The organism is Rhodoferax sp. XS2R6 (assembly GCF_056521365.1).
The window spans coordinates 470,236-492,609 of record NZ_JBWMAY010000001.1; the positions used below are offsets into that span (position 1 = coordinate 470,236).

The 22,374-nt window shown below is 62.7% G+C and carries 19 protein-coding genes; 12 read left to right on the plus strand and 7 right to left on the minus strand.

Annotated elements, in window-relative coordinates; translation table 11 throughout:
• Positions 1-15 precede the first annotated feature (15 nt).
• Genes rfaE1 through crcB form a run of 4 tightly spaced genes read left to right on the plus strand, consistent with a single transcriptional unit; the run spans position 16 to position 2,677 of the window.
• Entirely contained in the window at positions 16-945 is a 930-nt protein-coding gene (gene rfaE1, locus AC097A_RS02230; protein ID WP_479619580.1) for a D-glycero-beta-D-manno-heptose-7-phosphate kinase, read from the plus strand.
• A complete protein-coding gene (gene rfaD / locus AC097A_RS02235; RefSeq protein WP_479619581.1) occupies positions 942-1,964 on the plus strand; it encodes an ADP-glyceromanno-heptose 6-epimerase in 1,023 nt (340 codons plus the stop codon). Before rfaE1 ends, rfaD begins: the two co-directional genes overlap by 4 nt.
• 27 nt (positions 1,965-1,991) lie before the next feature.
• A complete protein-coding gene (locus tag AC097A_RS02240) occupies positions 1,992-2,282 on the plus strand; it encodes a ComEA family DNA-binding protein (RefSeq protein WP_479619582.1) in 291 nt (96 codons plus the stop codon).
• Positions 2,282-2,677: a fluoride efflux transporter CrcB gene (gene crcB, locus AC097A_RS02245; RefSeq protein ID WP_479620186.1), complete on the plus strand. Its 396-nt coding sequence runs from the start codon at positions 2,282-2,284 to the stop codon at positions 2,675-2,677. The genes AC097A_RS02240 and crcB overlap by 1 nt, the downstream gene beginning before the upstream one ends.
• Here crcB and AC097A_RS02250 read toward each other — a convergent pair.
• The gene (locus AC097A_RS02250) at positions 2,674-4,275 is read right to left on the minus strand and encodes a methyl-accepting chemotaxis protein (protein WP_479619583.1); all 1,602 of its coding nucleotides are present in this window, start codon (positions 4,273-4,275) and stop codon (positions 2,674-2,676) included. The two genes, crcB and AC097A_RS02250, sit on opposite strands and share 4 nt — an antisense overlap.
• A 116-nt stretch (positions 4,276-4,391) precedes the next feature.
• Here AC097A_RS02250 and nhaD point away from each other — a divergent pair, with 116 nt between their 5' ends.
• From nhaD to AC097A_RS02270, 4 genes are all read left to right on the plus strand, one after another.
• The gene (gene nhaD / locus AC097A_RS02255; RefSeq protein WP_315493851.1) at positions 4,392-5,675 is read left to right on the plus strand and encodes a sodium:proton antiporter NhaD; all 1,284 of its coding nucleotides are present in this window, start codon (positions 4,392-4,394) and stop codon (positions 5,673-5,675) included.
• Between the two features lie 157 nt (positions 5,676-5,832).
• Positions 5,833-6,372 carry a TRAP transporter small permease subunit gene (locus AC097A_RS02260; RefSeq protein ID WP_105259829.1) on the plus strand — a complete coding sequence of 180 codons (540 nt, stop codon included), beginning with the start codon at positions 5,833-5,835 and terminating at the stop codon, positions 6,370-6,372.
• Between the two features lie 76 nt (positions 6,373-6,448).
• Entirely contained in the window at positions 6,449-8,011 is a 1,563-nt protein-coding gene (locus AC097A_RS02265) for a TRAP transporter large permease subunit (RefSeq protein ID WP_315473334.1), read from the plus strand.
• A 71-nt stretch (positions 8,012-8,082) separates the two neighbouring features.
• Entirely contained in the window at positions 8,083-8,595 is a 513-nt protein-coding gene (locus AC097A_RS02270; RefSeq protein WP_479619584.1) for a hypothetical protein, read from the plus strand.
• A gap of 58 nt (positions 8,596-8,653) precedes the next feature.
• On the opposite strand, the gene AC097A_RS02275 is transcribed toward AC097A_RS02270, so the two are convergent.
• The 4 genes from AC097A_RS02275 to AC097A_RS02290 form a co-directional block, all read right to left on the minus strand.
• Positions 8,654-9,733: a TRAP transporter substrate-binding protein gene (locus AC097A_RS02275; protein ID WP_105259832.1), complete on the minus strand. Its 1,080-nt coding sequence runs from the start codon at positions 9,731-9,733 to the stop codon at positions 8,654-8,656.
• A 204-nt stretch (positions 9,734-9,937) separates the two neighbouring features.
• Entirely contained in the window at positions 9,938-11,833 is a 1,896-nt protein-coding gene (gene dxs / locus AC097A_RS02280; protein ID WP_479619585.1) for a 1-deoxy-D-xylulose-5-phosphate synthase, read from the minus strand.
• Positions 11,834-11,901: 68 nt separating this feature from the next.
• Positions 11,902-12,855, minus strand: coding sequence for a farnesyl diphosphate synthase (locus tag AC097A_RS02285; protein WP_315493854.1), 954 nt, complete (start codon positions 12,853-12,855; stop codon positions 11,902-11,904).
• Positions 12,855-13,097 (minus strand): exodeoxyribonuclease VII small subunit, encoded by a 243-nt coding sequence (locus AC097A_RS02290; RefSeq protein ID WP_479619586.1) that lies wholly within the window; start codon positions 13,095-13,097, stop codon positions 12,855-12,857. Before AC097A_RS02290 ends, AC097A_RS02285 begins: the two co-directional genes overlap by 1 nt.
• A 200-nt stretch (positions 13,098-13,297) precedes the next feature.
• Here AC097A_RS02290 and AC097A_RS02295 point away from each other — a divergent pair, with 200 nt between their 5' ends.
• Both AC097A_RS02295 and AC097A_RS02300 read left to right on the plus strand, forming a co-directional pair.
• Positions 13,298-14,473, plus strand: coding sequence for an aromatic ring-hydroxylating oxygenase subunit alpha (locus tag AC097A_RS02295; RefSeq protein WP_479619587.1), 1,176 nt, complete (start codon positions 13,298-13,300; stop codon positions 14,471-14,473).
• A 79-nt stretch (positions 14,474-14,552) separates the two neighbouring features.
• Entirely contained in the window at positions 14,553-15,440 is an 888-nt protein-coding gene (locus tag AC097A_RS02300) for a DMT family transporter (RefSeq protein ID WP_479619588.1), read from the plus strand.
• A gap of 110 nt (positions 15,441-15,550) precedes the next feature.
• On the opposite strand, the gene AC097A_RS02305 is transcribed toward AC097A_RS02300, so the two are convergent.
• Complete coding sequence (locus AC097A_RS02305; RefSeq protein WP_479619589.1) at positions 15,551-15,976, minus strand: hypothetical protein; 426 nt, start codon at positions 15,974-15,976, stop codon at positions 15,551-15,553.
• 213 nt (positions 15,977-16,189) lie between these two features.
• On the opposite strand from AC097A_RS02305, the gene AC097A_RS02310 reads away from it, so the two are divergent.
• The gene (locus tag AC097A_RS02310; RefSeq protein WP_479619590.1) at positions 16,190-17,059 is read left to right on the plus strand and encodes a sulfurtransferase; all 870 of its coding nucleotides are present in this window, start codon (positions 16,190-16,192) and stop codon (positions 17,057-17,059) included.
• A 57-nt stretch (positions 17,060-17,116) separates the two neighbouring features.
• Positions 17,117-19,258: an ATP-binding protein gene (locus AC097A_RS02315; protein WP_479619591.1), complete on the plus strand. Its 2,142-nt coding sequence runs from the start codon at positions 17,117-17,119 to the stop codon at positions 19,256-19,258.
• Positions 19,259-19,265: 7 nt separating this feature from the next.
• On the opposite strand, the gene AC097A_RS02320 is transcribed toward AC097A_RS02315, so the two are convergent.
• The gene (locus AC097A_RS02320; protein WP_315473343.1) at positions 19,266-22,370 is read right to left on the minus strand and encodes an efflux RND transporter permease subunit; all 3,105 of its coding nucleotides are present in this window, start codon (positions 22,368-22,370) and stop codon (positions 19,266-19,268) included.
• Positions 22,371-22,374 lie beyond the last annotated feature (4 nt).

Below are 22,374 nucleotides of genomic sequence, written 5' to 3' on the forward strand. Positions count from 1 at the left end.
CGCTATAACAAGACCATGACGATTTCCAAACTGACTCTGTCAAAAGCCCGCGTGTTGGTCGTGGGTGATGTGATGCTGGACCGCTACTGGTACGGTGCGGTAGACCGCATCAGCCCCGAGGCGCCGGTGCCGGTGGTGCGTATCACGCGCGAAGAAGAGCGTTGCGGCGGTGCCGCCAACGTGGCTTTCAACGCGGCCACGCTGGGGGCTCAGGCATCACTGCTCACCGTGGTGGGCGACGACGAGGCCAGCCACAAACTCGAAGCGCTGGTGGCCACCACCGGCATCCGCACCCACTTTGGCCGCGATGCCGACCTCAAAACCACGGTCAAGCTCCGCGTCATTGGCCGCCAGCAGCAGCTGATTCGCCTGGACTTTGAAAACACACCCAAGAGCGAGATCCTGGCCACACAAACCGCCACGTTTGCACAGCTGCTGCCCGAGCACGATGCAGTGCTGTTTTCCGACTACGGCAAAGGCGGCCTGGCCCATGTGAGCGACATGATTGCGCGTGCGCGCGCCGCCGGCAAACCCATCCTAATTGACCCCAAAGGCAGCGACTACTCGCGCTACCAAAACGCCAGCGTGATCACCCCCAACCGGGCCGAGCTGCAACAGGTGATTGGCGGCTGGAGCAGCGAGGACGACTTGCGCACCAAAGTGCAGAACCTGCGCGCGCAGTTGCAGCTCGACGCCGTGCTGCTGACCCGCAGCGAGGAAGGCATGACGCTGTTTGATGCAGAAGGCCAGTTGCACGTGAGCGCGCAGGCGCGCGAGGTGTTTGATGTGACCGGTGCCGGCGATACGGTGATTGCCACCATGGCCACCCTGGTGGGCGCGGGCCTGAGCCTGCGTGACGCGGTGCCTCTGGCCAACCGCGCCGGTGGTCTGGTGGTGGGTAAATTTGGCACCGCCACGGTGTCTTACGAGGAGCTTTTTGCATGACACGCATCGTGGTCACCGGCGCAGCCGGTTTTATTGGCAGCAACATCATTGCCGGGCTCAACGCACGCGGCCTGACCGACATCATTGCGGTGGATGACCTCAAGCAGGGCGACAAATTCCGCAACTTGGCGGATCTGCAGATTGCCGACTATGTGGACGCCGACACCTTCTACGACGAGTTTGCGGGCGGCCACTACGGCCAGGTCGAAGCCGTGTTCCACGAAGGCGCCTGCAGCGACACCATGGAGCAGGACGGCAAGTACATGATGGCGAACAACTACACGCTGTCCTGGCACCTGTTCCAGGCCTGCCAGAAGCGCGGCGCGCGCCTGCTCTACGCCTCCAGCGCAGCCACCTATGGCGGCTCGGACACCTTCCGCGAAGACCCTGCCTTCGAGGCGCCACTCAATGTCTACGGCTACTCCAAGCTGCTGTTTGACCAGCGCATGCGCCGCGAATGCGGCAACGACTTTCAGCGCACCAAGGCCGGCAAGACCATGCAGGTGGTGGGCTTTCGCTACTTCAATGTGTATGGCCCACGCGAGCAGCACAAGGGGCGCATGGCCAGCGTGGCTTTCCATCAGTACCACCAGTTCAATGCTGAGGGCAAGGTCAAGCTGTTTGGCGAATACGGTGGCTATCCGCAGGGCGGCCAGATGCGCGACTTCGTCTTCATCGACGATGTGGTGGCAGTGAACCTCTGGTTCTTTGACAACCCTGGCCAAAGCGGCATCTTCAACCTCGGCTCGGGTCGGGCCCAACCCTTCAACGACGTGGCCAGCTCGGTGGTCAACGCCATGCGCGCCCTTAAAGGCGAAGCAGCGCTGCCATTGAACGACATTGCAGCCCAGGGTCTGGTGGAGTACATCCCCTTCCCCGATGCGCTGCGCGGCAAGTACCAGTGTTACACCCAGGCCGATCTGTCTGCGCTGCGCGCCACCGGTTGTGACCATGCGTTTGTGGATGTGCAAACCGGTGTGGCCCAGTACGTGCAGTGGCTGGCCCAGCGCAAAGCCTGATTCCCACACCCCACCCCAGGAGTGCTTATGTCGATCCCACGCCAGCTTGTCCTGTGTGCCTTCAGCGTCTTGATCAGCGCCTCGGCCTGGGCACTCGACGTCAACAGCGCCACCGAGGCGCAACTCGACAGCGTCAAAGGTCTGGGGCCCAGCAGCACCGGGCGCATTTTGCAGGCGCGTGAGGCCGGCCCCTTCAAAGACTGGGCAGACTTCATGGCCCGCGTCAAAGGCATCAAAGGGTCTGCGGCCAGCAAACTGTCCGCCGAAGGCCTGACCGTCAATGGCGCACCGTTCAACACCAAAGGCACCTCACCGTGATGCCGCAGGTACTGGCCATTTGCCTGGGTGCGTGTGTAGGCGCGCTGGCCCGCTGGCAGTTGGGCCTGTGGCTCAACCCGGTGGCCACCGCAGGCACCGTACTGCCCTGGGGCACGCTGGCGGCCAACCTGCTGGGGGGTTACCTGGTGGGCGTGTGTGTGGCGGTGTTCCAGGCCCTGCCGCAGCTGGACCCGGTCTGGCGCCTGGCCCTGGTCACCGGCTTTCTGGGCGCGCTCACCACGTTTTCCAGCTTCTCGGCCGAGGTGGTGGCCATGCTGGGCCAGCAGCGTTACGCGCTGGCGCTGGGCACCGCAGCACTGCACCTGCTGGGCTCTTTGTTGTTGACCGTGGCTGGCCTGCGATCTGCTACTTATTTTATAGCTACTCGCGCTTAATTCATAAGGGCTAGAGGCCTATTTGGCATCAAAGTCAGCGGCTGCGTATCCAGCTGAAACACCCGCACCGCGGCGCGCAACTGCTGGGTCTCTTGGGCCAGGCTCATGGCACCGGCTGCCGACTCCTCCACCATGGCCGCGTTTTGTTGCGTGGCCTGGTCAATGCCTCCCATGGCAGTGTTGAGAGCGCCAATGCCTTGCAGTTGTTCATGTGCAGCAGCGCGGATGCTCTCGATCACGCCCACCACCTGCCCCACCCCCGCCACCATCTCGCGCATGGTCTGACCGGCCTGGGCCGCCAGCGCCGAGCCCTGGTCAATTTTTTCGACCGAGGCGTGGATGATGGTTTTGATCTCGCGCGCGGCCTGGGCCGAACGCCCGGCCAGTGAACGCACCTCGCTGGCCACCACCGCAAACCCCCGCCCCTGCTCGCCCGCACGGGCCGCTTCCACCGCCGCATTCAGCGCCAGGATATTGGTCTGAAAAGCGATGCCGTCAATCACCGCAATGATGTCGGCGATCTTGCGGGAGGCGTGGTTGATGTCCTGCATGGTGTGCACCACCTGGTTCACCACCGCGCCACCCCGCTGCGCCACTTGCTGGGCCGCATCTGCCGAACCCACCGCCTGGGTGGCCGAATCGGCCGTGTGGCGCGCCGCCAGCGACAGCTGCTCAATCGACGCCACCGTGCGCTGCAGCGCCGCTGCGGCCCGCTCGGTGCGTTCGGACAACTCGCCATTGGCCATGGCAATCTCGGCGGTGTTGTCCCCCACCACCTCCACACCGGTGCGCACCTGCCAGACCAGTTGGCTCAGTGCGGCGTGCATGAGCCCCAGATCTTGCTGCACCTGCGCAATTTCGTCCCGGCCCTGCGCCTGCACGGTGGCCGTCAAATCCCCCTGGCCCCAGGCCTTGGCGGTGGCCTGCAGAACCTGCATGGGGCGCACGATAGACCGCACAATCGCCAGCACCAGCAGCGTGGCCAGCGCCGCCACCGCCGCAGTGGCAGCCAGCACCACCCAGGGAGCTTGGCCGCCCGTGCGGGCCAGGCTGGCACGGCGCTCACTGGCGCGTGTGGCAATGGCCTGGGACACCGCCACCAACGCCTGCTCCGTGGCCTGCATATCTGCGGCCAGGGGCGCCATGGCCGCATTGGCCGCCCACGGGTCGTGCAACTCCCCCCGCGCCAGCTTGCCCAATATGTCCTTGAACCCCGCCTCATACACACGCAGGCGCCGCGCCATCTCCCCCAAGGCTGCGGCCTCCGCCGCCTGCGCCAGCGTTTGGACCTGCGCCAGCGACTGCTGTGTGGCCGCCAGCGACTGGCTCCACAACAGGCTGAAGCGTTCGGTGGCCACCTCGTCGCCCATGGTCAGCAACACATCCTTCTCAAAGCGGCGCGCATCACCCATGTGCGTGCGCACCGCACCCAGCACCTGCAGCGACTCAAACTCCGAATCGATGAAGTCGGTGGCACGCGTGGCCTCGCGGTCTATGGTCCACGCCGCAAAGCCGCCCACCGCGGCCAGGGCCAACACAGAGAACACCAGCAACACCAGTAAACGGGATCGAATCCGCAAACGCGCAAGCCATGCCATACCGCCCTCCTATGGCATGAAATGCTCGCTGGTCCGCATGACGTCGGTGTGACACAGCCATTACACTGCCACCCCGGTGCGCTAACCGCCACCGCCGAACCTTGAAAGCCCCTCCGATGCTGACTGCCCTGATCCTGGTGTTCGTTCTTGCCTACCTCGCGATTGCGCTGGAGCACCCGCTCAAAGTCAACAAGTCCGCCACCGCCTTGTTGGGTGCCGGGCTGATGTGGACGCTGTATGCCCTGGGCCAGGACAACCCGCAAGCCCTGAATGCACAGCTGGGCGAATCGCTGATGGGCACCGCCCAGATCGTGTTCTTCCTAATGGGTGCCATGGCCATCGTCGAGGTGGTCGATGCGCACAATGGCTTCGAAGTCATCACCTCGCGCATCCGCACCACACGCCTGTCCAAGCTCATGTGGCTGGTCGGTGGTGTGTCTTTCTTCCTGAGCTCCATCCTGGACAACCTGACCACCACCATCGTCATGGTGTCCCTGATGAAGAAACTGCTGGACCGCCGTGAGGACCGCCTGTTCTTCGCCGGCATCATCGTCATCGCCGCCAACGCAGGTGGCGCCTGGACCCCGATCGGGGACGTCACCACCACCATGCTCTGGATAGGCGGACAAATCACCGCCACAGAAATCATGAAAGGCCTGTTCATCCCTTCGCTGGTCAATCTGCTGGTGCCCCTAGCGGTCACCAGCGCCTGGCTGGGCCAGCGTCCGGTGATCGCCCCCCAGCAACACGCAGACGACATTCCGTTCGAAACCAGCGCCTTCGAGCGCAACTTGATGTTCTTCATGGGTCTGGCCATTCTGGTGCTGGTGCCGGTGTTCAAGACCGTGACCCACCTGCCCCCTTTCATGGGCATTCTGCTGGGCCTGGGCCTGCTGTGGCTGGTAGGCGACCTGGTGCACCGCAAAGAAGAAGACTTGCGCAAACAACGCCTGACGCTGGCCCGTGCGCTCACGCGCATCGACATGAGCTCCATCGTATTTTTCATCGGCATTTTGCTCAGTGTGGCGGTGCTGGAGCATGCCCATGTGCTGTCCTCCATTGCCCACTGGCTGGACACCACCGTGGGCCGGCAAGACCTGATCGTGCTGCTGATTGGCCTGGTCAGTGCGGTAGTGGACAACGTACCCCTGGTGGCAGCCAGCATGGGCATGTACAGCCTGGCGCAGTACCCCACCGATAGCTTTTTGTGGGAGTTTTTGGCCTACTGCGCAGGCACGGGTGGCTCCATCCTGATCATCGGATCTGCAGCAGGTGTGGCCGCCATGGGGTTGGAGAAAATCGACTTTCTCTGGTACGTCCGCAAGATCAGCGGCCTGGCCTTGCTGGGCTACATTGCGGGCGCACTGACCTACCTGGCACAGCAGCACTGGCTGGCCTGAACCAGCGCAGCCAGCGCAGCACACGCAACGGATTTAAGGGTAAACACCAAGCCGTCGCGTCAGGTTTTCTACAGGGGATTTAGGGCACTATTCCCCTGTTGATGCAGCGGGGCTCTCCCCGCCCGTGTCCATCGCTATTACAGATTGGAGACTTCCCGTGGCAATCCTTTTGAAACTCGCACTCGGCATGGACTGGGTCAGCGAAAAATTCGGCACGCTCGCATCCTGGACCGTGTTATTCGCAGCACTGATCAGTGCCGCCAATGCTTTTGTGCGGTACGGATTTGACTGGAGCTCCAACTCCTTCATCGAAATCCAGTGGTACCTCTTCGCCTACATGGTGATGGTGGGTGCGCCGCTAGTGCTCAAGCTCAATGAACACGTCCGGGTCGACCTGATCTACGGCAAGATCAAGGGCAACAAGCCGGTCTATGTCGACCTGTTTGGTCTGGTGGTGTTTCTGCTGCCGGTCATCACCCTGCTGATGGTCCTGTCCTGGGGTTACTTTGTGAACTCCTGGACCTCCGGCGAAATGTCGCAAAACGCTGGTGGTCTGATCCGCTGGCCCGCCGTTTTGGCCATGCCCCTGGGCTTTGGCCTGGTGGTACTGCAAGGCCTGGCCGAAATCATCAAACGTGTCGCCTACTTGCAAGGCAAGTACCAGATGGACACGCACTACGAAAAGCCTTTGCAATGATGCGCTGATCGCCCGCTTCAGCTGCTGCGCCCTTGCCTTGTAGGCACGCCCCCGTTTTGAGATTCAGGAACTAGATATGCAAATGGAACACTTCCCACCCATCATGTTTGCGGGGCTGGTCATCATCATGTTGATCGGCTTCCCGGTCGCCTTCTCGCTGGCGGCCCTGGGGCTTGCCAGTGGCTTCTACGCCATCGAGATGGGCTGGTTCCCCGCCGCCTTCATGGGCAACCTGCCCATTTCCATCTTCTCCATCCTGAACAACGAATTGCTGCTGGCGATTCCGTTCTTCACCTTCATGGGCACCATCCTGGAGAAGTGTGGTCTGGCCGAAGACATGTTGGACTCCATGGGCCAGCTGTTTGGCCCCATGCGCGGCGGTGTGGGTTATTCGGTCATCATCGTGGGCTTCATCCTGGGTGCCATCACCGGCACCGTGGCGGGTCAGGTGATCGCCATGGCCCTCATCTCACTGCCCGTGATGATGAAGTACAACTACAACATGCGTTACGCCACCGGCGTGCTGGCTGCCTCGGGCACCATCACGCAGCTGGTGCCACCGTCGCTAGTGCTGGTGGTGCTGGCCGACCAACTGGGCCGCCCCGTGGGTGACATGTACAAGGGTGCCTGGGGCCCCTCGCTCATGCAAGTCGGCATGTTTGCGCTCTACACCTTCCTGCTCACCCGCATCAAACCCAACTACCTGCCCGGTATCCCCGTGTCCGAACGCACCCTGAACGGCTGGGCGCTGTGGAAGAAGTGCCTGCGCGGCATCGTGCCCTCAGCCATCCTGATCTTCACCGTGTTGGGCTCCATGGGTGGCCTGCCGTTCCAGAACCACGCCATTGCCACCCCCACCGAAGCCGGTGCCATGGGTGTGGTCGGCGCCATGATCTTGGCCGCCATGTCCAAACGCCTGAGCAAGGCCCTGATCTGGGAAGCCATGGCCGGCACCATGCGCCTGACCGCCATGGTGGTGTTCATCCTGATCGGTTCACGGGTGTTCAGCCAGGTGTTCCAGGGGGTGGACGGCGCCAAGTGGGTCGAACACCTGCTCACCGGCCTGCCAGGCGGCCAAACCGGCTTCCTGATTGTGGTGAACGTGTTTGTGTTCTTCCTCGCGTTCTTCCTGGACTTTTTCGAAATCGCCTTCATCATCGTGCCCATGCTGGCACCCGTGGCCGACAAAATGGGCATCGACCTGATCTGGTTCGGTGTGTTGTTGTGTGTGAACCTGCAGACCAGCTTCATGCACCCGCCGTTTGGTTTTGCACTGTTCTACCTGCGCGGCATTGCCGACACGCTGTTCAAGGACAAACGCATTCCCCGTCCGGTGCTGTCCAACGACATCTACCTGGGCGCCATTCCCTGGGTGATCATGCAAATCATCCTGGTGGTCATCGTGATCTTCGTACCGCAATCGGTCACCATGTTCCTGGACGAAAAGATCGACGTGGACGTGGACAAGGTAGTCATTGAAATGCCCGTTGAGGAGCCCGCCCCCGGCATGGAACTCAAGCCCGGCGAACTGCCCATGCCCAAAGAAGGCGAACCGGTGGACGAAGCTGCCGCCGACAAAGCGGCAGAAAAAGCCGCCGATGACGAGCAGAAAAAAATCGACGAGCTGTTCAAGAAATAAACGCCCTCTGGCCAACCCGGCCCACCAGCCCCGTCCTCGGATGGGGCTTTTTTTATGGAACCTTTACGCCCATGAGTGATACCCCCACGGACGACGCCGGCCAGCGCACCGACACCAGCACACCTGCCACCCTGCAGTTTGCCCCCCAAGGGGGCGACATGGTCGCCCCCGCCTACAGCCCGGTGTTCAAGGGCATTGCCCTGATTCTGATGGTGCTGGCCAGTGCCTGGGCCTGGAAAATGCAAATGGGTACAGGCCCCTTGACCGCGCAGAACACCGTGTTCTGGATATGGGCGCCCTGGGCCCTGATGGCCTACACGGTCTGGTTTGTGGTGACCGGCACCACCCGCCTCTCCAGCACAGCGGTGGAACAAAGCTGGATGTGGAGCAAGCGGGTGGAATTGCACAACCTGGCCTATGCCAAAGTGATTCGCATACCCGGCCTGGAATGGCTGATTGCCCCACGGTTCTACACCAAGACGTTTGGTGGCAAGCTGGTCATTTTCTACACCGCCCAACCGGCGATGCTGAGCGAATTCAAACGACTGGAAGACGCCCTGAACGCGCTCAAACAAGCACGCTGAGCGAATGTGCAGACGAAAAAAAACCGCGCCGTAGCGCGGTTTTTTTAATGGGGCCGAATCACAGCTTCTGCGTTTGCATGAAGGTGTCGAACTTGGCTTCGGTGAAACGGAACCACAGATTGGAATCGGCACGGAACTTGGAGTAGTCCGCGTAGATTTTTTTCCAGTCTTCGTTGGTATCGCTCAGCTTGGTGTACAGCGACATGGCTTCCTTGAACGCCGCGGCCAGCACGTCGTTGGGGAACGGACGCAGCTTGGTACCGGCACCCACCAGTTGCTTCAAGGCCATGGGGTTACGGCCGTCGTACTTGGCTTGCATGTCCACGTGGGCATAGGTCGAAGCGGCTTCGATGATGGCCTTGTTTTCGGGCGACAGCGCATCGTAGGCCTTCTGGTTGACGAACAGGTCCAGCTGGGGACCGCCCTCCCACCAGCCAGGGTAGTAGTAGTACGGTGCCACCTTGTTGAAGCCCAGCTTCTGGTCATCGTAAGGACCGACCCACTCGGCTGCATCAATCGTGCCTTTTTCCAGCGCGGTGTAGATTTCACCGCCGGGAATGTTTTGTGGCACGCCACCCATGGGCTCAAACACCTTGCCGGCAAAGCCGCCAATGCGCATTTTCAGACCCTTGATGTCTTTCAGCGACTTGATTTCCTTGCGGTACCAGCCACCCATCTGGGCACCTGTGTTGCCCATGGGGAAACTGATCATGCTGTACTTGGCGTAGAACTCACGCATCAGCTTCAAGCCGTTGCCTTCGTACATCCAGGCAGTCATCTGGCGGCTGTTCAGGCCAAAGGGCACTGCGCAACCCAAAGCAAACGCTTCGTTTTTGCCGAAGAAGTAATACGGTGCTGTGTGAGCGCACTCAATGGCGCCGTTTTGCACCGCATCCACCACGCCAAAGGGCGGGGTAATTTCACCACCAGCGTGCACCGAGATTTCAAACTTGCCGCCGGACATGGCTTTCACTTGCTTGGAGAAAACTTCTGCCGCGCCATAGATGGTGTCCAGGGCTTTGGGGAAGCTCGACGACAGGCGCCAGCGCACTGCCGCTTGCGCATGAACCGCTGGTGCCGCGCCCGCGGCCAGCACGCCAGCGATACCAGCGTTTTTGATAATTGAACGACGATCCATTCGGTGTACTCCGGTAATTGTGTTGTAACCATCTTGCGACCCAGTTGTTCCAAGGCACAAGGACTGCAATAGTCAAGCGCGATTGTAGGAACGCGGTGCCCCCCTTTCGTGGGGGTTTTCCCTCGACACGGACGGGCTGAAGCGCCGCATTCAGGATTCTGCAAGCCAGCGCATTGCACGCTGGCTTTTTAACTGACTGGTGGCTTACGCAGCGCGCGCAGCAGGCGCCAACAATGCACCAAAACGCTGCGCAATCGAGGCCTGCATGCCAGCAGCATCCAGCCCCTGCAACTTGAGCAAATAGGCCGGGTCGCCATGCTCGGTAAAGGTGTCGGCCAAGCCCAGCTGCAGCACGGGCAACTCCACGCCTGCGGCCTGCAAGGCCTCCAGCACCGCACTGCCCGCGCCGCCCATGGTGGCGCCCTCTTCCACCGTCACCAGCGCCTGGTGGCTGGCCGCCACTTGCAGCAGCAGCGCAGTGTCCAGCGGCTTGGCCCAGCGCATGTTCACCACCGTGGCGCCCAGTGCCTCGGCCGCCACCAGCGCGGGTTGCAACAGCGTGCCAAACGCGAGGATGGCAATGCCCTGGCCCTGCTTGCGAATCTCGCCCTTGCCAAACGGTAAACCGTCCAGGCTGGCCGGCACCGCCACACCGGCACCACTGCCACGCGGGTAACGCACGGCCACCGGGTGGTTTTGGGCAAACGCGGTGCTCAGCAACTGGCGGCACTCGGCCTCATCGGCCGGGCAGGCAATGCTCATGTTGGGAATGCAGCGCAGGAATGGAATGTCATAGGCGCCCGCATGGGTAGCGCCGTCTGCGCCCACCAAACCGGCGCGGTCCAGTGCAAACACCACGGGCAGGTTTTGCAGCGCCACGTCGTGGATCAGCTGGTCATACGCACGCTGCAAAAAGGTGGAGTAAATCGCCACCACGGGCTTCAGCCCTTCGCAGGCCAGACCACCGGCAAAGGTCACCGCGTGTTGCTCGGCAATGCCCACATCAAAGTAACGCGCCGGAAAGCGTTTTTCAAACTCCACCATGCCCGAGCCTTCGCGCATGGCCGGCGTGATGCCCACCAGGCGCTGGTCGGCCGCAGCCATGTCGCACAACCACTGGCCAAACACCTGGGTGAATGTGGGCTTGGCCACGGCGGTGGACTTGACCAGCCCCACAGCCGGGTCGAACTTGCCGGGGCCGTGGTAGGCCACAGGGTCGGCCTCGGCCCGCTTGTAACCCTGGCCTTTTTTGGTCACCACATGCAGAAACTGCGGGCCCTTCAAATGCTTGATGTTTTCCAGCGTGGGGATCAGCGAATCGAGGTCATGGCCATCGATGGGGCCGATGTAGTTGAAGCCAAATTTCTCGAACAGCGTGGCCGGCACCACCATGCCCTTGGCCTGCTCTTCGATGCGTTTGGCCAGTGCAAACAGCGGCGGCGCGCCCTTGAGCACACTTTTGCCCACGTTTTTGGCGGCGGCGTAAAACTGGCCGCTCATCAGCTGAGCCAGGTAGCGGTTCAGCGCGCCCACGGGCGGGCTGATGCTCATGTCGTTGTCGTTCAGGATGACCAGCAGCTTGCAGTCTTCCACGCCTGCGTTGTTGAGCGCTTCAAACGCCATGCCGGCCGTCAACGCGCCGTCACCAATCACGGCCACCGAGTAGCGGTCTTCGCCCTTGATGCGGGCGGCCAGCGCCATGCCCAGCGCGGCCGAGATGGAGGTGCTGGAGTGCGCGGTGCCAAAGGTGTCGTAGGCGCTCTCGTCACGACGCGGAAAGCCGGACAAGCCACCAAACTGGCGCAGGCTGTGCATGCGGTCACGCCGGCCGGTCAAAATTTTGTGCGGGTAGGTCTGGTGGCCCACATCCCAGACCACGCGGTCTTCGGGGGTGTTGAACACATAGTGCAGCGCCACGGTCAGCTCCACCGTGCCCAGGTTGGAGCTCAGGTGCCCGCCGGTTTTGGCCACGCTGTTGAGCAGGTAGGTGCGCAGCTCGTCGGCCAAGGCACGCAGCTGCGCACGGGGCAGCTGGCGCAGCGTCGCGGGGTCGTCGATGGTGGAGAGCAAAGACGAAGGAGTCAGATCGGTAGAGGGCATTTGCTATCTTTTTAGTAGCTGCTTGCGCATATTATTCGGGGGCTAGAGGCCTATTTGACTCTTAAATCCTAGCTTGCGCGGTGCACCACCATGCCGGCCAGGGCCTGCAGGGCGCGGGTGTCGGCCAAGCCGCTGGCCTGCAGCGCATCCAGCGCTTGCTGCAACAACTGGGCCGCATAGGCCCGGCTGGCGTCCAGCCCCATCAGCGACACATAGGTGGGCTTGTCATTGTCAGCATCTTTGCCCGCGGTCTTGCCCAACGTGGCCGAGTCGGCGGTCACGTCCAGAATATCGTCCACCACCTGGAAGGCCAGGCCGATGGCCGCGCCATAGGCTTCCAGCCCCTTGAGCGCCTGGGCCGAGGGGGCCGCACAATGTGCCCCCATGACCACGCTGCCCTGCAGCAGAGCACCGGTCTTGAGCTGGTGCATCTCGCGCAGCTGGTTTTCGGTCAGTGGCAGGCCCACGCTGGCCAGGTCAATCGCCTGGCCACCGGCCATGCCGGAGCTGCCAGCGGCACGTGCCAGCAGGCCGCAGAGTTTGGCCTGCGTCGTGCAGGGCACCGATTCGTCCTGCGGCGTCAAAAACTCAAACGCCAGCGCCTGCAGCGCGTCCCCGGCCAGCAAGGCACTGGCCTCGCCAAACTGCACATGCACCGTGGGTTTGCCCCGGCGCAGCACGTCGTTGTCCATGCAGGGCATGTCGTCGTGCACCAGTGAATAGGCGTGGATCAGCTCCACCGCACAGGCCGCACGCAGGGCGGCGGCTGGGCAACCATGGCCTTCGGTGGCCACGGCCTCGTGGGCCGCCAGCACCAGCAGCGGGCGCAGGCGTTTGCCGCCGTCCAGCACCGAGTAGCGCATGGCCTCCACCAGCGCGGCGGGCGCGCCGTGGTCTACGCCCTGGGGCGCATCGGCAGTAATCCAGGCTTCCAGCGCACGCTCTACCTGCTGCAGGCGTTCGCGGCTCCAGCCGTCCAGGTCAAATGGGGCCACGGCTTGGGGGGCAACAACGGCGTGCATCAGGCTTTCCAGGGTTTGAGGGCACCGTCGTCCAGTACCTTGATTTGTTCTTCCACCGCCTGCAGCTGCTCGCGGCAGAACTGCAGCAGCGCCGCGCCGCGCTGGTAACCGCTCAACAATTGGTCCAGCGGCAGTTCGCCCGACTCCAGACGGCCCACCAGGCCTTCCAGTTCCTGCATGGCCGCTTCGTAGCTGGCGGGCAGAGGGGCGGTGGTGGGGGATGGAGCGCTGGCCTTGGGCATGGAATGGGGATTCAAAAAGCAAACCGCGATTTTAGGCCCAAGCCCCGGTGCTTTTGCCTAGGCGAATGCCCCAAGCAGGTACAATCGCCCCTCCCGCATCCGGCCTCCCGCTTCTGGGATGGACGGCTCCCATTTACCGCGCGCGCCATGCGCACCCTATGGCGCACCCCCCTGTGGGGAGTCTTCAGGTCAGGTCACCCATGTCTGATTTAAGTCTTCAACTGCAGCAGGCACACAGCCAACTACCAGTTTCAAGCTACTTTGACCCGGCGCTCTACGCGCTTGAAATGCAAAGTATCTTTCAGCAAGGGCCCCGCTACGTGGGGCACTCCCTGAGCGTTCCCAACGTGGGGGACTACTACGCCCTGCCGCAAGAGAACGAGGGGCGCGCACTGGTGCGCAATGCCGGCGGGATCGAACTCATCTCCAACGTCTGCCGCCACCGCCAGGCCATCATGCTCAAGGGCCGCGGCTCGCTCACACACGACGACAAGGGCATGCAAAGCGGCAACATCGTCTGCCCGCTGCACCGCTGGACCTACAGCGGCGCCCACGCGGGCCACAACGGCAGCCAAAGCGGCACGCTGATCGGCGCGCCCCACTTCGCCCAAGACCCCTGCCTGAGCCTGAACAACTACAAGCTGCAGGAGTGGAACGGCCTGCTGTTTGAAGCCAACGGCGTGGATGTGGCCGCGCAACTGGCGAACATGGGCCCGCGCGCCGACCTGAGTTTTGAGGGTTATGTGCGCGACAAGGTCGAGATGCACGTGTGCAACTACAACTGGAAGACCTTCATCGAGGTCTATCTGGAGGATTACCACGTAGGGCCCTTCCACCCGGGCCTGGGCCAGTTTGTGACGTGTGACGACCTGCGCTGGGAAATGCACGAGAACTATTCGGTGCAAACCGTGGGCGTGGCCAACCGTCTGGGCAAGGCCGATGCCACCGGCGGCTCCCCGATTTACGAACGCTGGCAAAACGCGCTGCTGGACTACCGCGGCGGCGTGCCCCCCAAGCAAGGCGCCATCTGGCTCACCTACTACCCCCACATCATGGTGGAGTGGTACCCGCATGTGCTCACCGTGTCCACCCTGCACCCCATGGGGCCGAACAAAACCATGAACATGGTCGAGTTCTACTACCCCGAGGAAATTGCCGCCTTCGAGCGCGAGTTCGTCGAAGCCCAGCAGGCCGCCTACATGGAAACCTGCATCGAGGACGACGAAATCGCCGAGCGCATGGACGCGGGCCGTGCCGCCCTGCTGGCGCGCGGCGACAACGAAGTTGGCCCCTACCAAAGCCCCATGGAAGACGGTATGCAGCACTTCCACGAGTGGTACCGCGGCAAGGTGGACCTCTCAGGTCTGCCCGCCTGAGCCCTACATCACTATTAATTTCATAGCTGCTTGCGCAATATCCATGCGCCTTAGCACCCTATTTGACTGGTAAAAACCCATGCAAGCCTTGTGGATGGTTCTCGCCTCGTTCTGGTTTGCGCTCATGGCCGTGGGCATCAAATATGCGTCCAACAGCTTTGAAACGCTGGAGCTGGTGTTCTACCGGGGCCTGGTCAGCATGGTGTTCATGGCCATCGTGGTGCGCGCCCGTGGCGCCACGCTGCGCACCCCCGTGCCCATGATGCACGTCTGGCGCAGCACCATCGGCGTGCTCTCGCTCAGCGCCTGGTTCTACGCCATTGCCCACCTGCCCCTGGCCACCGCCATGACGCTTAACTACATGAGCGGCGTGTGGGTGGCTGCCTTCATCGTGGGCGGCGCCCTGCTCTATGGCGACGCACAAAAACAAGGCCCATTGCTGGGCACGGTGCTACTGGGGTTTGTGGGTGTGGTCATGACCTTGCGCCCCACCATCGACCAGAACCAGCTGTTCGCCGGTGTCATCGGTCTGCTATCGGGCATGGGCGCGGCGCTGGCCTATATGCAGGTCACCGCGCTGGGCAAGGTGGGCGAGCCCGAAGAACGCACAGTGTTTTATTTCTCGGTAGGCACCGCCCTGGTCGGCGCCGTGGGTCTGCTGTTTACCGACGTGACACCTTGGTCCGAGGTGCGCCTGCAGGACGCGCTGTGGGTCATCCCCATCGGTATCCTGGCCTCGCTAGGCCAATGGTGCATGACACGCGCCTACCGCAAGGGCGCCACGCTGGTCGTGGCCAGCATGCAGTACTCCGGCATTGTGTTTGCCGCCCTGTTCAGCCTGCTGCTGTTTGGCGACAAGATCGCCCCCATGGGCTGGCTGGGCATCGCCGTGATTGTGGTCAGCGGTGTGCTGGCCACCGTGCTGCGGTCTCGGGCTATGCCGAATACACCGGCGGAAGAGCATTGAGCGGTTCGGACTGACTGCAGACATTCACTGAGCTCGGAAGCGGTTGTTGACGCCGAAGTTATGGGGCTGCGTTGCCGCATCATAAGAACGACCTGTTGTAATGCATGCCCTCAATCAATAAACGGGCCATCGCAGGTGAATTCAAAAGCCGGTGACGTTACGGACCAAGTCCAATCTACAGACTGAACCGTACCTAGAGCCCGGATGTTGCCCCCGCCCATGAACGCAACCATGAGGTCTCCATTTCGGTAAAGAGAAACCTCAGACACCGCGGATGTATTCGTTAGTGAAAGTAGCTGGCTTCCAACAAGCAACGCCTGTTTTGATTCCTTTTCGAGCTCAGTCTGTCCAGTTGCAGCAAGTTCTGCAGCGACCAAGACCATTTCGTCTCTACCTTCAAACTGCAACTCCCAATAAGTGACCGCATAGGTCACCTTCTGCAGATGACTCCCGACAAGTGACGCTCGAATGTGATTTTCCGTGTCAGCGCGAGTTCTCACCATCCTGTGCTCCTCATGCATTCTGATGTCGGCCATGATAGTGGCGACGCTGAAGGTCTGCTTCCGCCCCATACCGGCCGTCAACCTCGATACTCTTCATATCGTAAGCCCCAACACCCAGGCTATGTGGCGCTTACCCGGTAGCCGATTTCCCGGCTGCGCAGCAGACGGATGAGGCCACCGGGTATACGCCACGTAGCCCAGCGCGCGCAAGCAACAGTACCTCAGCGAATAGATAATGAGATCACTATGGCCTACACCACCCTCATCTCCGTCGCCCAACTCCAAGCCCTGCAAGCCAGCGCCACACCTGCCGTCATCTTCGACTGCAGCTGCGACCTGATGCAGCCCGCACAAGGCCCGGCGCAGTACGCCGAGAGCCACATTGCCGGTGCACTCTACGCACACTTGGACAACAACCTCAGCGCCAAAGGCGACCCAGCCGTCACGGGTGCCACATCGGGTGGGCGCCACCCCCTGCCCGCGCGTGAAAAGTTTGCTGTATGGCTGGGCAGCGTGGGCTTGCGCAGCAGCGACCAGGTGGTGGTGTACGACCGCCAGGGAGCCAACTACTGCGGCCGCCTGTGGTGGATGCTCAAGTGGCTGGGCCATGCCAATGTGGCGGTGCTGGACGGCGGCTTTCAGGCCTGGCAAGCGGCGGGCGGCGCGGTGGCCAGTGGTGCCGAGGCGCCCCGCGCGACCACCACCTTTGCCGTGGCCGACCCGCTGGTGACGCTGGTGGGTGTGGACACGGTGCTGCGCAATCTGGGCCAGAACCACCAACACATCATCGACGCGCGCGGCGCACCGCGTTTTCGCGGTGAGGTGGAGCCAATCGACCCGGTGGCCGGCCATATTCCCGGCGCGCTGAACCGCGTGTTCAGCAGCAACCTGGGGCCCGATGGCCTGTTCAAACCCGCGGCGGTGTTGCGTGCCGAATTTGAAGCCCTGCTGGGCCAGCGCCCGCCGCAAGACGTGGTGCACCACTGCGGCAGTGGCGTGAGTGCCGTGCCCAATGTGCTGGCCATGGAGATTGCGGGCCTGGGCGGCACCGCACTGTTTGCCGGCAGCTGGAGCGAGTGGTGCAGCGATGCCACGCGCCCGGTCGCGCAGGGCTAAACCGGCCAAAGCCCCCGGACTTTCGCTGCTGCACGGGCAGCACTACACTGCGGGACCATGGCGCCCGAGTCCCACCCCTCGCCCACTCCGGGCAGCAAGCCGCTGCCTGATGTGCTGGTGTTGGCCTTTGTGCTGGGCATTGGCACGCTGTGCAGTGCTCTGGCCTTTGTGGGCCTGCGGCAAACCGAAGCACTGCGCCTGCAAAACATCCACACCGCCAGCGCGCGCACCGTGCAAGACGTGCTGGAGCTGGACATCCACCGCACCGTGGAAGCCACCCACAACATCAGCCTGGTGGTGGAGAGCCAGCCCCAGGTGCAGCGCAAACAGTTCGACTTGCTGAGCCGACGGGTCATGGCAGACCTGCACACGCTCTCTGCCATTCGCTGGTTGCCCGCCGGTGGCAGTGAGGCGGCCCATGAGCAGCAGGCACGTGTGATTGGCAGGCCGGTGGCGTCGGCGGTGTTTCCGGTGGTCAGCCCCAGCCACGACGGTGCCGGGGTACCCGCCATTGCCATAACTGCGCCGGTATACGAACGGGATGTCACCACCGACGCCATCGTGCGCCACCGTGGGTTTGTGGAATCTATCGTGCCCCTGCACGCCCTGCTGCGCGATGCCGGCAACCGCGCAAACCTGGTTGGCATGGACCTGATGGTTTACGACCTGGAGGGTGCCGCACGCGCCCACACCGAAGCGATTTATGCGCGACTGGGCACTGCCGCCGAAGACACCCCTAGCGAGGCCCACCGGGCAGAAAAAAACCACAACGACTTTGTGGTGGCGCTGGACGTGGCCACCCGCCCCTGGCAGGTGGTGCTGCACCCCCGGCCCGCGTTTTATGCGGACCTGACCTCCAGCTACGCGCCCTATGTGCTGGGCGCGGGCCTGCTGCTCACCGGGCTCATTACGGCCGCGGTGTGGCGGGCCCAGCGTTACCGGCGCAGCATCGAATTCGCACGGCACCGTGCCTCGCGCGCCCGCGAGGCACTGGCGTTGGAGCAAAGCCGCCTGCAAAACATCATGGAAGGCACGGGCGTGGCGAGCTGGGAGTTCAACTACGCCACGCGCACGCTGCAGGTCAGCGAACGCTGGGGCACCATGGCCGGCTACACCACGGCCGAGCTGGGCCCCAACCTCTACGCGCGTTGGCTGGAACTGACCCACCCCGACGACCTGCAGCGCTTCTTTGTGGCACTGAACGAGCACTTTGCGGGCAAGACCACGCATTTCGATTACGAATACCGCATCCGCCACCAGCAAGGCCACTGGATCTGGATTGGCGCACGTGCCCGGCTGCTGGAGCGTGATGCCGATGGCAAACCGCTAGTCCTGGGCGGCACCAACCTGGAGATTACCGAGCGCAAGGAAACCGAAGAGCGCATCCGCCAGCTCAATGCATCGCTGGAGCAACGCATGCAAGAAGAGGTGACCCGCAGCGAGGCGCGCGCCACGCTGGGCACGCTGATTGCCAGCGTCTCCCACGAGATGGGCACACCCATGGGCAACAGCCTGATGACCGCCAGCACCCTGGCCGACCAGGCCCGGCACTTTCAGACCCTACTGGACTCCGGTACCCTGCGCCGCTCCGCTTTAACCGAGTTCATCACCCAGGTGCGCGAGGGCAATGCTCTGCTGATGCGCAACCTGGAGCGTGCCGTGGCCCTGCTCAAAAACTTCCGCCAGGTAGCGGCCGACCAGGCCAGCGAACAGCGCCGCGAGTTTGACCTGCGCAAAGTGCTGGGCGAAGTGCTGCACACGCTGACGCCCAGCCTCAAGCGCGAGGCCCATGCCGTGACGCTGGACGTGCCCGAAGGCATCACCATGGACAGCTACCCCGGCCCGCTAGGCCAGGTGGTCATCAACTTGGTGAACAACGCCTACCTGCACGCCTTTGAGGGCATGGCCCAGGGCACGGTGCAACTGCGCGCCAGTGCCACCGACAGCGAGGTGACGCTGGTGTGCCAAGACAACGGCCGCGGCATTGCACCCGAAACGCTGGAGAAGATGTTCATGCCCTTCTTCAGCACCCGCATTGGCAGCGGTGGCACCGGCCTGGGCATGTCCATCGTGGACAACCTGGTCAAGTCCACGCTGGGCGGCAGCCTGCATGTGGACTCGGTGCAAGGCGCGGGCACCACCATCACCATCACGCTGCCGCGTGTGGCGCCAGCGCCGCACAGCGACGCTGAAGACTGACACCCACTCAGTGCGACTCGGCCACCGCGGCCGGGACCGCTGGCACTGCGGGCTGGCGCAACACCAGGCGCTTGAGGCGGCCGACAAAGTGTTCGATGTCGTCCACGATGGTGAAGAAGCTGGGGGTGACCAACAGGCTCAAGATGGTGGAGGTGATGAGGCCCCCAATCACCGCCGCCGCCATGGGCGCGCGGAAGCTGTTGTCGGCACTACCCAGACCCACCACCAGCGGCAACATGCCGGCCACCATGGCGATGGTGGTCATGATGATGGGACGGGCACGCTTGTGGCAGGCGTCAATCAACGCGTCAAAACGGGTCATGCCCAAGTCACGGCGCGCCATGATGGCGTACTCCACAAGCAGAATCGAGTTCTTGGTCGACACCCCAATCAGCATCACCAGCCCGATGAACGACGGCATGGACAACATCTTGCCAGTGACCAGCAGGCCGATGAAGGCACCACCAAACGACAGGATCACCGCGGGGATGATGGAGATCGGGTGCAAGAAGTCCTTGAACAGCAACACCAGCACGATGTAGATACACAACACGCCAGTCAGCATGGCCAGGCCAAAACCGGCCACCATCTCGGCCTGCACTTCGGCGTCGCCCACCTCCAGCTGCTGCACGCCAGCCGGCATGTTCACGATGCTGGGCAGCTTGGCCACAGCCTCGGTCACCTCGCCCAGCGGCACGCCGGAGAGTTCCACTTCAAAGTTCACGTTGCGCACGCGGTTCAGGCGGCTGATCACGGCGGGACCGCCCGACATTTCGAGTGCCGCCACCTGGCTCAGCATCACCGGGCCCTTGACGCCGGGCACCATCAGGCGGCCCAGCAGTTCCAGGTCCTGGCGCGCATCGGTGTCGAGCTTAACGACGATAGGCACCTGGCGCTGGCTCAGGTTGAGCTTGGACAGCGCCGACTCGTAGTCACCCACGGTGGCAATTCGCAGTGTCTCGGCAATCGCGCTGCTGGTCACGCCCATGTCGGCGGCCTTGCCGAAGTCGGGGCGGATGGCGATTTCGGCGCGTGTCAGGCTGGCGCTAGAGCTGATGTTGCCCAGGCCCGGAATCTTGCGCAGGTCGCGCTCCACGGCGGCGGCGGCTTGCGCTAATGCTACGGGGTCTTCACCCTTGAGGGCGAGCTGGTACTTCTCGCCCGAACCACCCAGGCCCACCTTGAAGCGGGCCCCTGGCAACTCGGCCAACGCGCTGCGCATCTGGCTCTCGATCACTTGTTTGACCGGGCGTGCACCGCGTTCGTCCAGCAGCACGGTCAGCGTGGCCTTGCGCACCTCGCTGGTGGAGCCGCCCTGGAACGGATCCGACCCTACGGCACCACCACCAATGGTGGTGTACACCGTCTTCACATGCTCAACCTTGCCAATCAGGCTGCGCGCGTGTTCGGCCGCGGCATAGGTCTGGCTCAGGGTGCTGCCTGGGGCCAGTTCCACATAGACCTGGGTTTGCGAGTTGTCGTCGGGCGGAATAAAACCGCTGGGAATCAGGGGTACCAGGAACAAGGAGCCGACAAAAAATCCGATGGCCGCAAACATGGTGATCCAGCGGTGGCTCAGCGTCCAGCGTGTCATGCGCAGGTACAGCGGCATCCACACCGGCTCTTCGTGCACATGGGTGGAGGGTTTCATGATGTAGGCGGCCATCATGGGCGTGAGCACCCGCGCCACCACCAGTGATGCGAACACCGCAAACACCGCGGTCCAGCCAAACTGCTTGAAGAACTTGCCGACCACACCACTCATAAAGGCGGTGGGCAGAAACACAGCAATCAGCGCAAAGGTGGTGGCGATCACGGCCAGGCCAATTTCATCGGCCGCTTCCATCGCGGCCTGGTAGGGCGTCTTGCCCATACGCAGGTGGCGCTCGATGTTTTCCACTTCCACAATCGCGTCGTCCACCAAAATGCCGATGACCAGCGACAGCGCCAAGAGCGTCACGATGTTGGTCGTGAAGCCCATGTAGTTCATGCCTATGAAGGCAGGAATGGCGGACAGTGGCAAGGCCACAGCAGACACCAGCGTGGCACGCCAGCTGCGCAGGAAGAACCACACCACAATCACCGCCAGCACCGCACCTTCGTACAGCATGGTCATGGAGGCGTCGAACTCCTCCTGCACCGGTGTCACAAAGTCAAAGGCCTGGGTCAGTTCCAGATCGGGGTGTTGCACCTTCAGCTCCGCCAGTGCCTTTTGCACAGCAGCGCCCACTTCCACTTCGCTGGCGCCTTTGCTGCGGGTAATCTCAAACCCCACCACCGGCTTGCCGTTGAGCAAAGCCAGGCTGCGCTGCTCGGCAACCGTGTCCTTGACAGTGGCCACCTCGTCCAGGCGCACGCGTTTGCCGCTGGACAGGCTCAGCTCCAGGCGCGATAACTCTTCCACCGTGGCCACGGTGGCCAGGGTGCGCATGGGTTGCTCCGATCCACCCAAGTCGGCACGGCCGCCAGCACTCTCGGTCTGCACGGCCTTCAGCTGGCGCGAGATGTCAGCCGCGGTGGCGCCCAGCGCCTGCAGCTTGATCGGGTCCAGTGCCACTTGCACCTCCCGCGTCACACCACCCACGCGTACCACCGAGCCCACACCGCGCACGCCCAGCAGAGCGCGCGAAATGGTGTTGTCCACAAACCAGCTCAGCGCCTCGTCGTCCATGTTGCTGGAGCGGATGGTGAACGCCAGGATGGGCGCGCCCGACAGGTTCATCTTGCTCACGATGGGGTCGCGCACATCGCTGGGCAGGTCGCTGCGCACCTGCTGCACCGCGCTACGCACATCGTCCACGGCCTCTTGCGTCGCCTTCTCCAGGCGGAACTCGGCGGTCACCGACACATTGCCGTCGGAGACGCGGGTGTAGATGTTTTTCAACCCCTGCAGCGGCGCAATGGCGTTTTCCAGTTTGCGCGCCACTTCGGTTTCCAGCTGCGCCGGCGCGGCACCGGGCAGGCTGGCGGACACGGTGACGGTGGGCAGCTCCAGATCGGGGAACTGCTGTACCTTCATGGCGTTGAAGGACATGATGCCGGCCAGCGTCAGCAGCACAAACAGCATGACCGCCGGTATCGGGTTTTTAATGGACCAAGCAGAAACATTCATATGT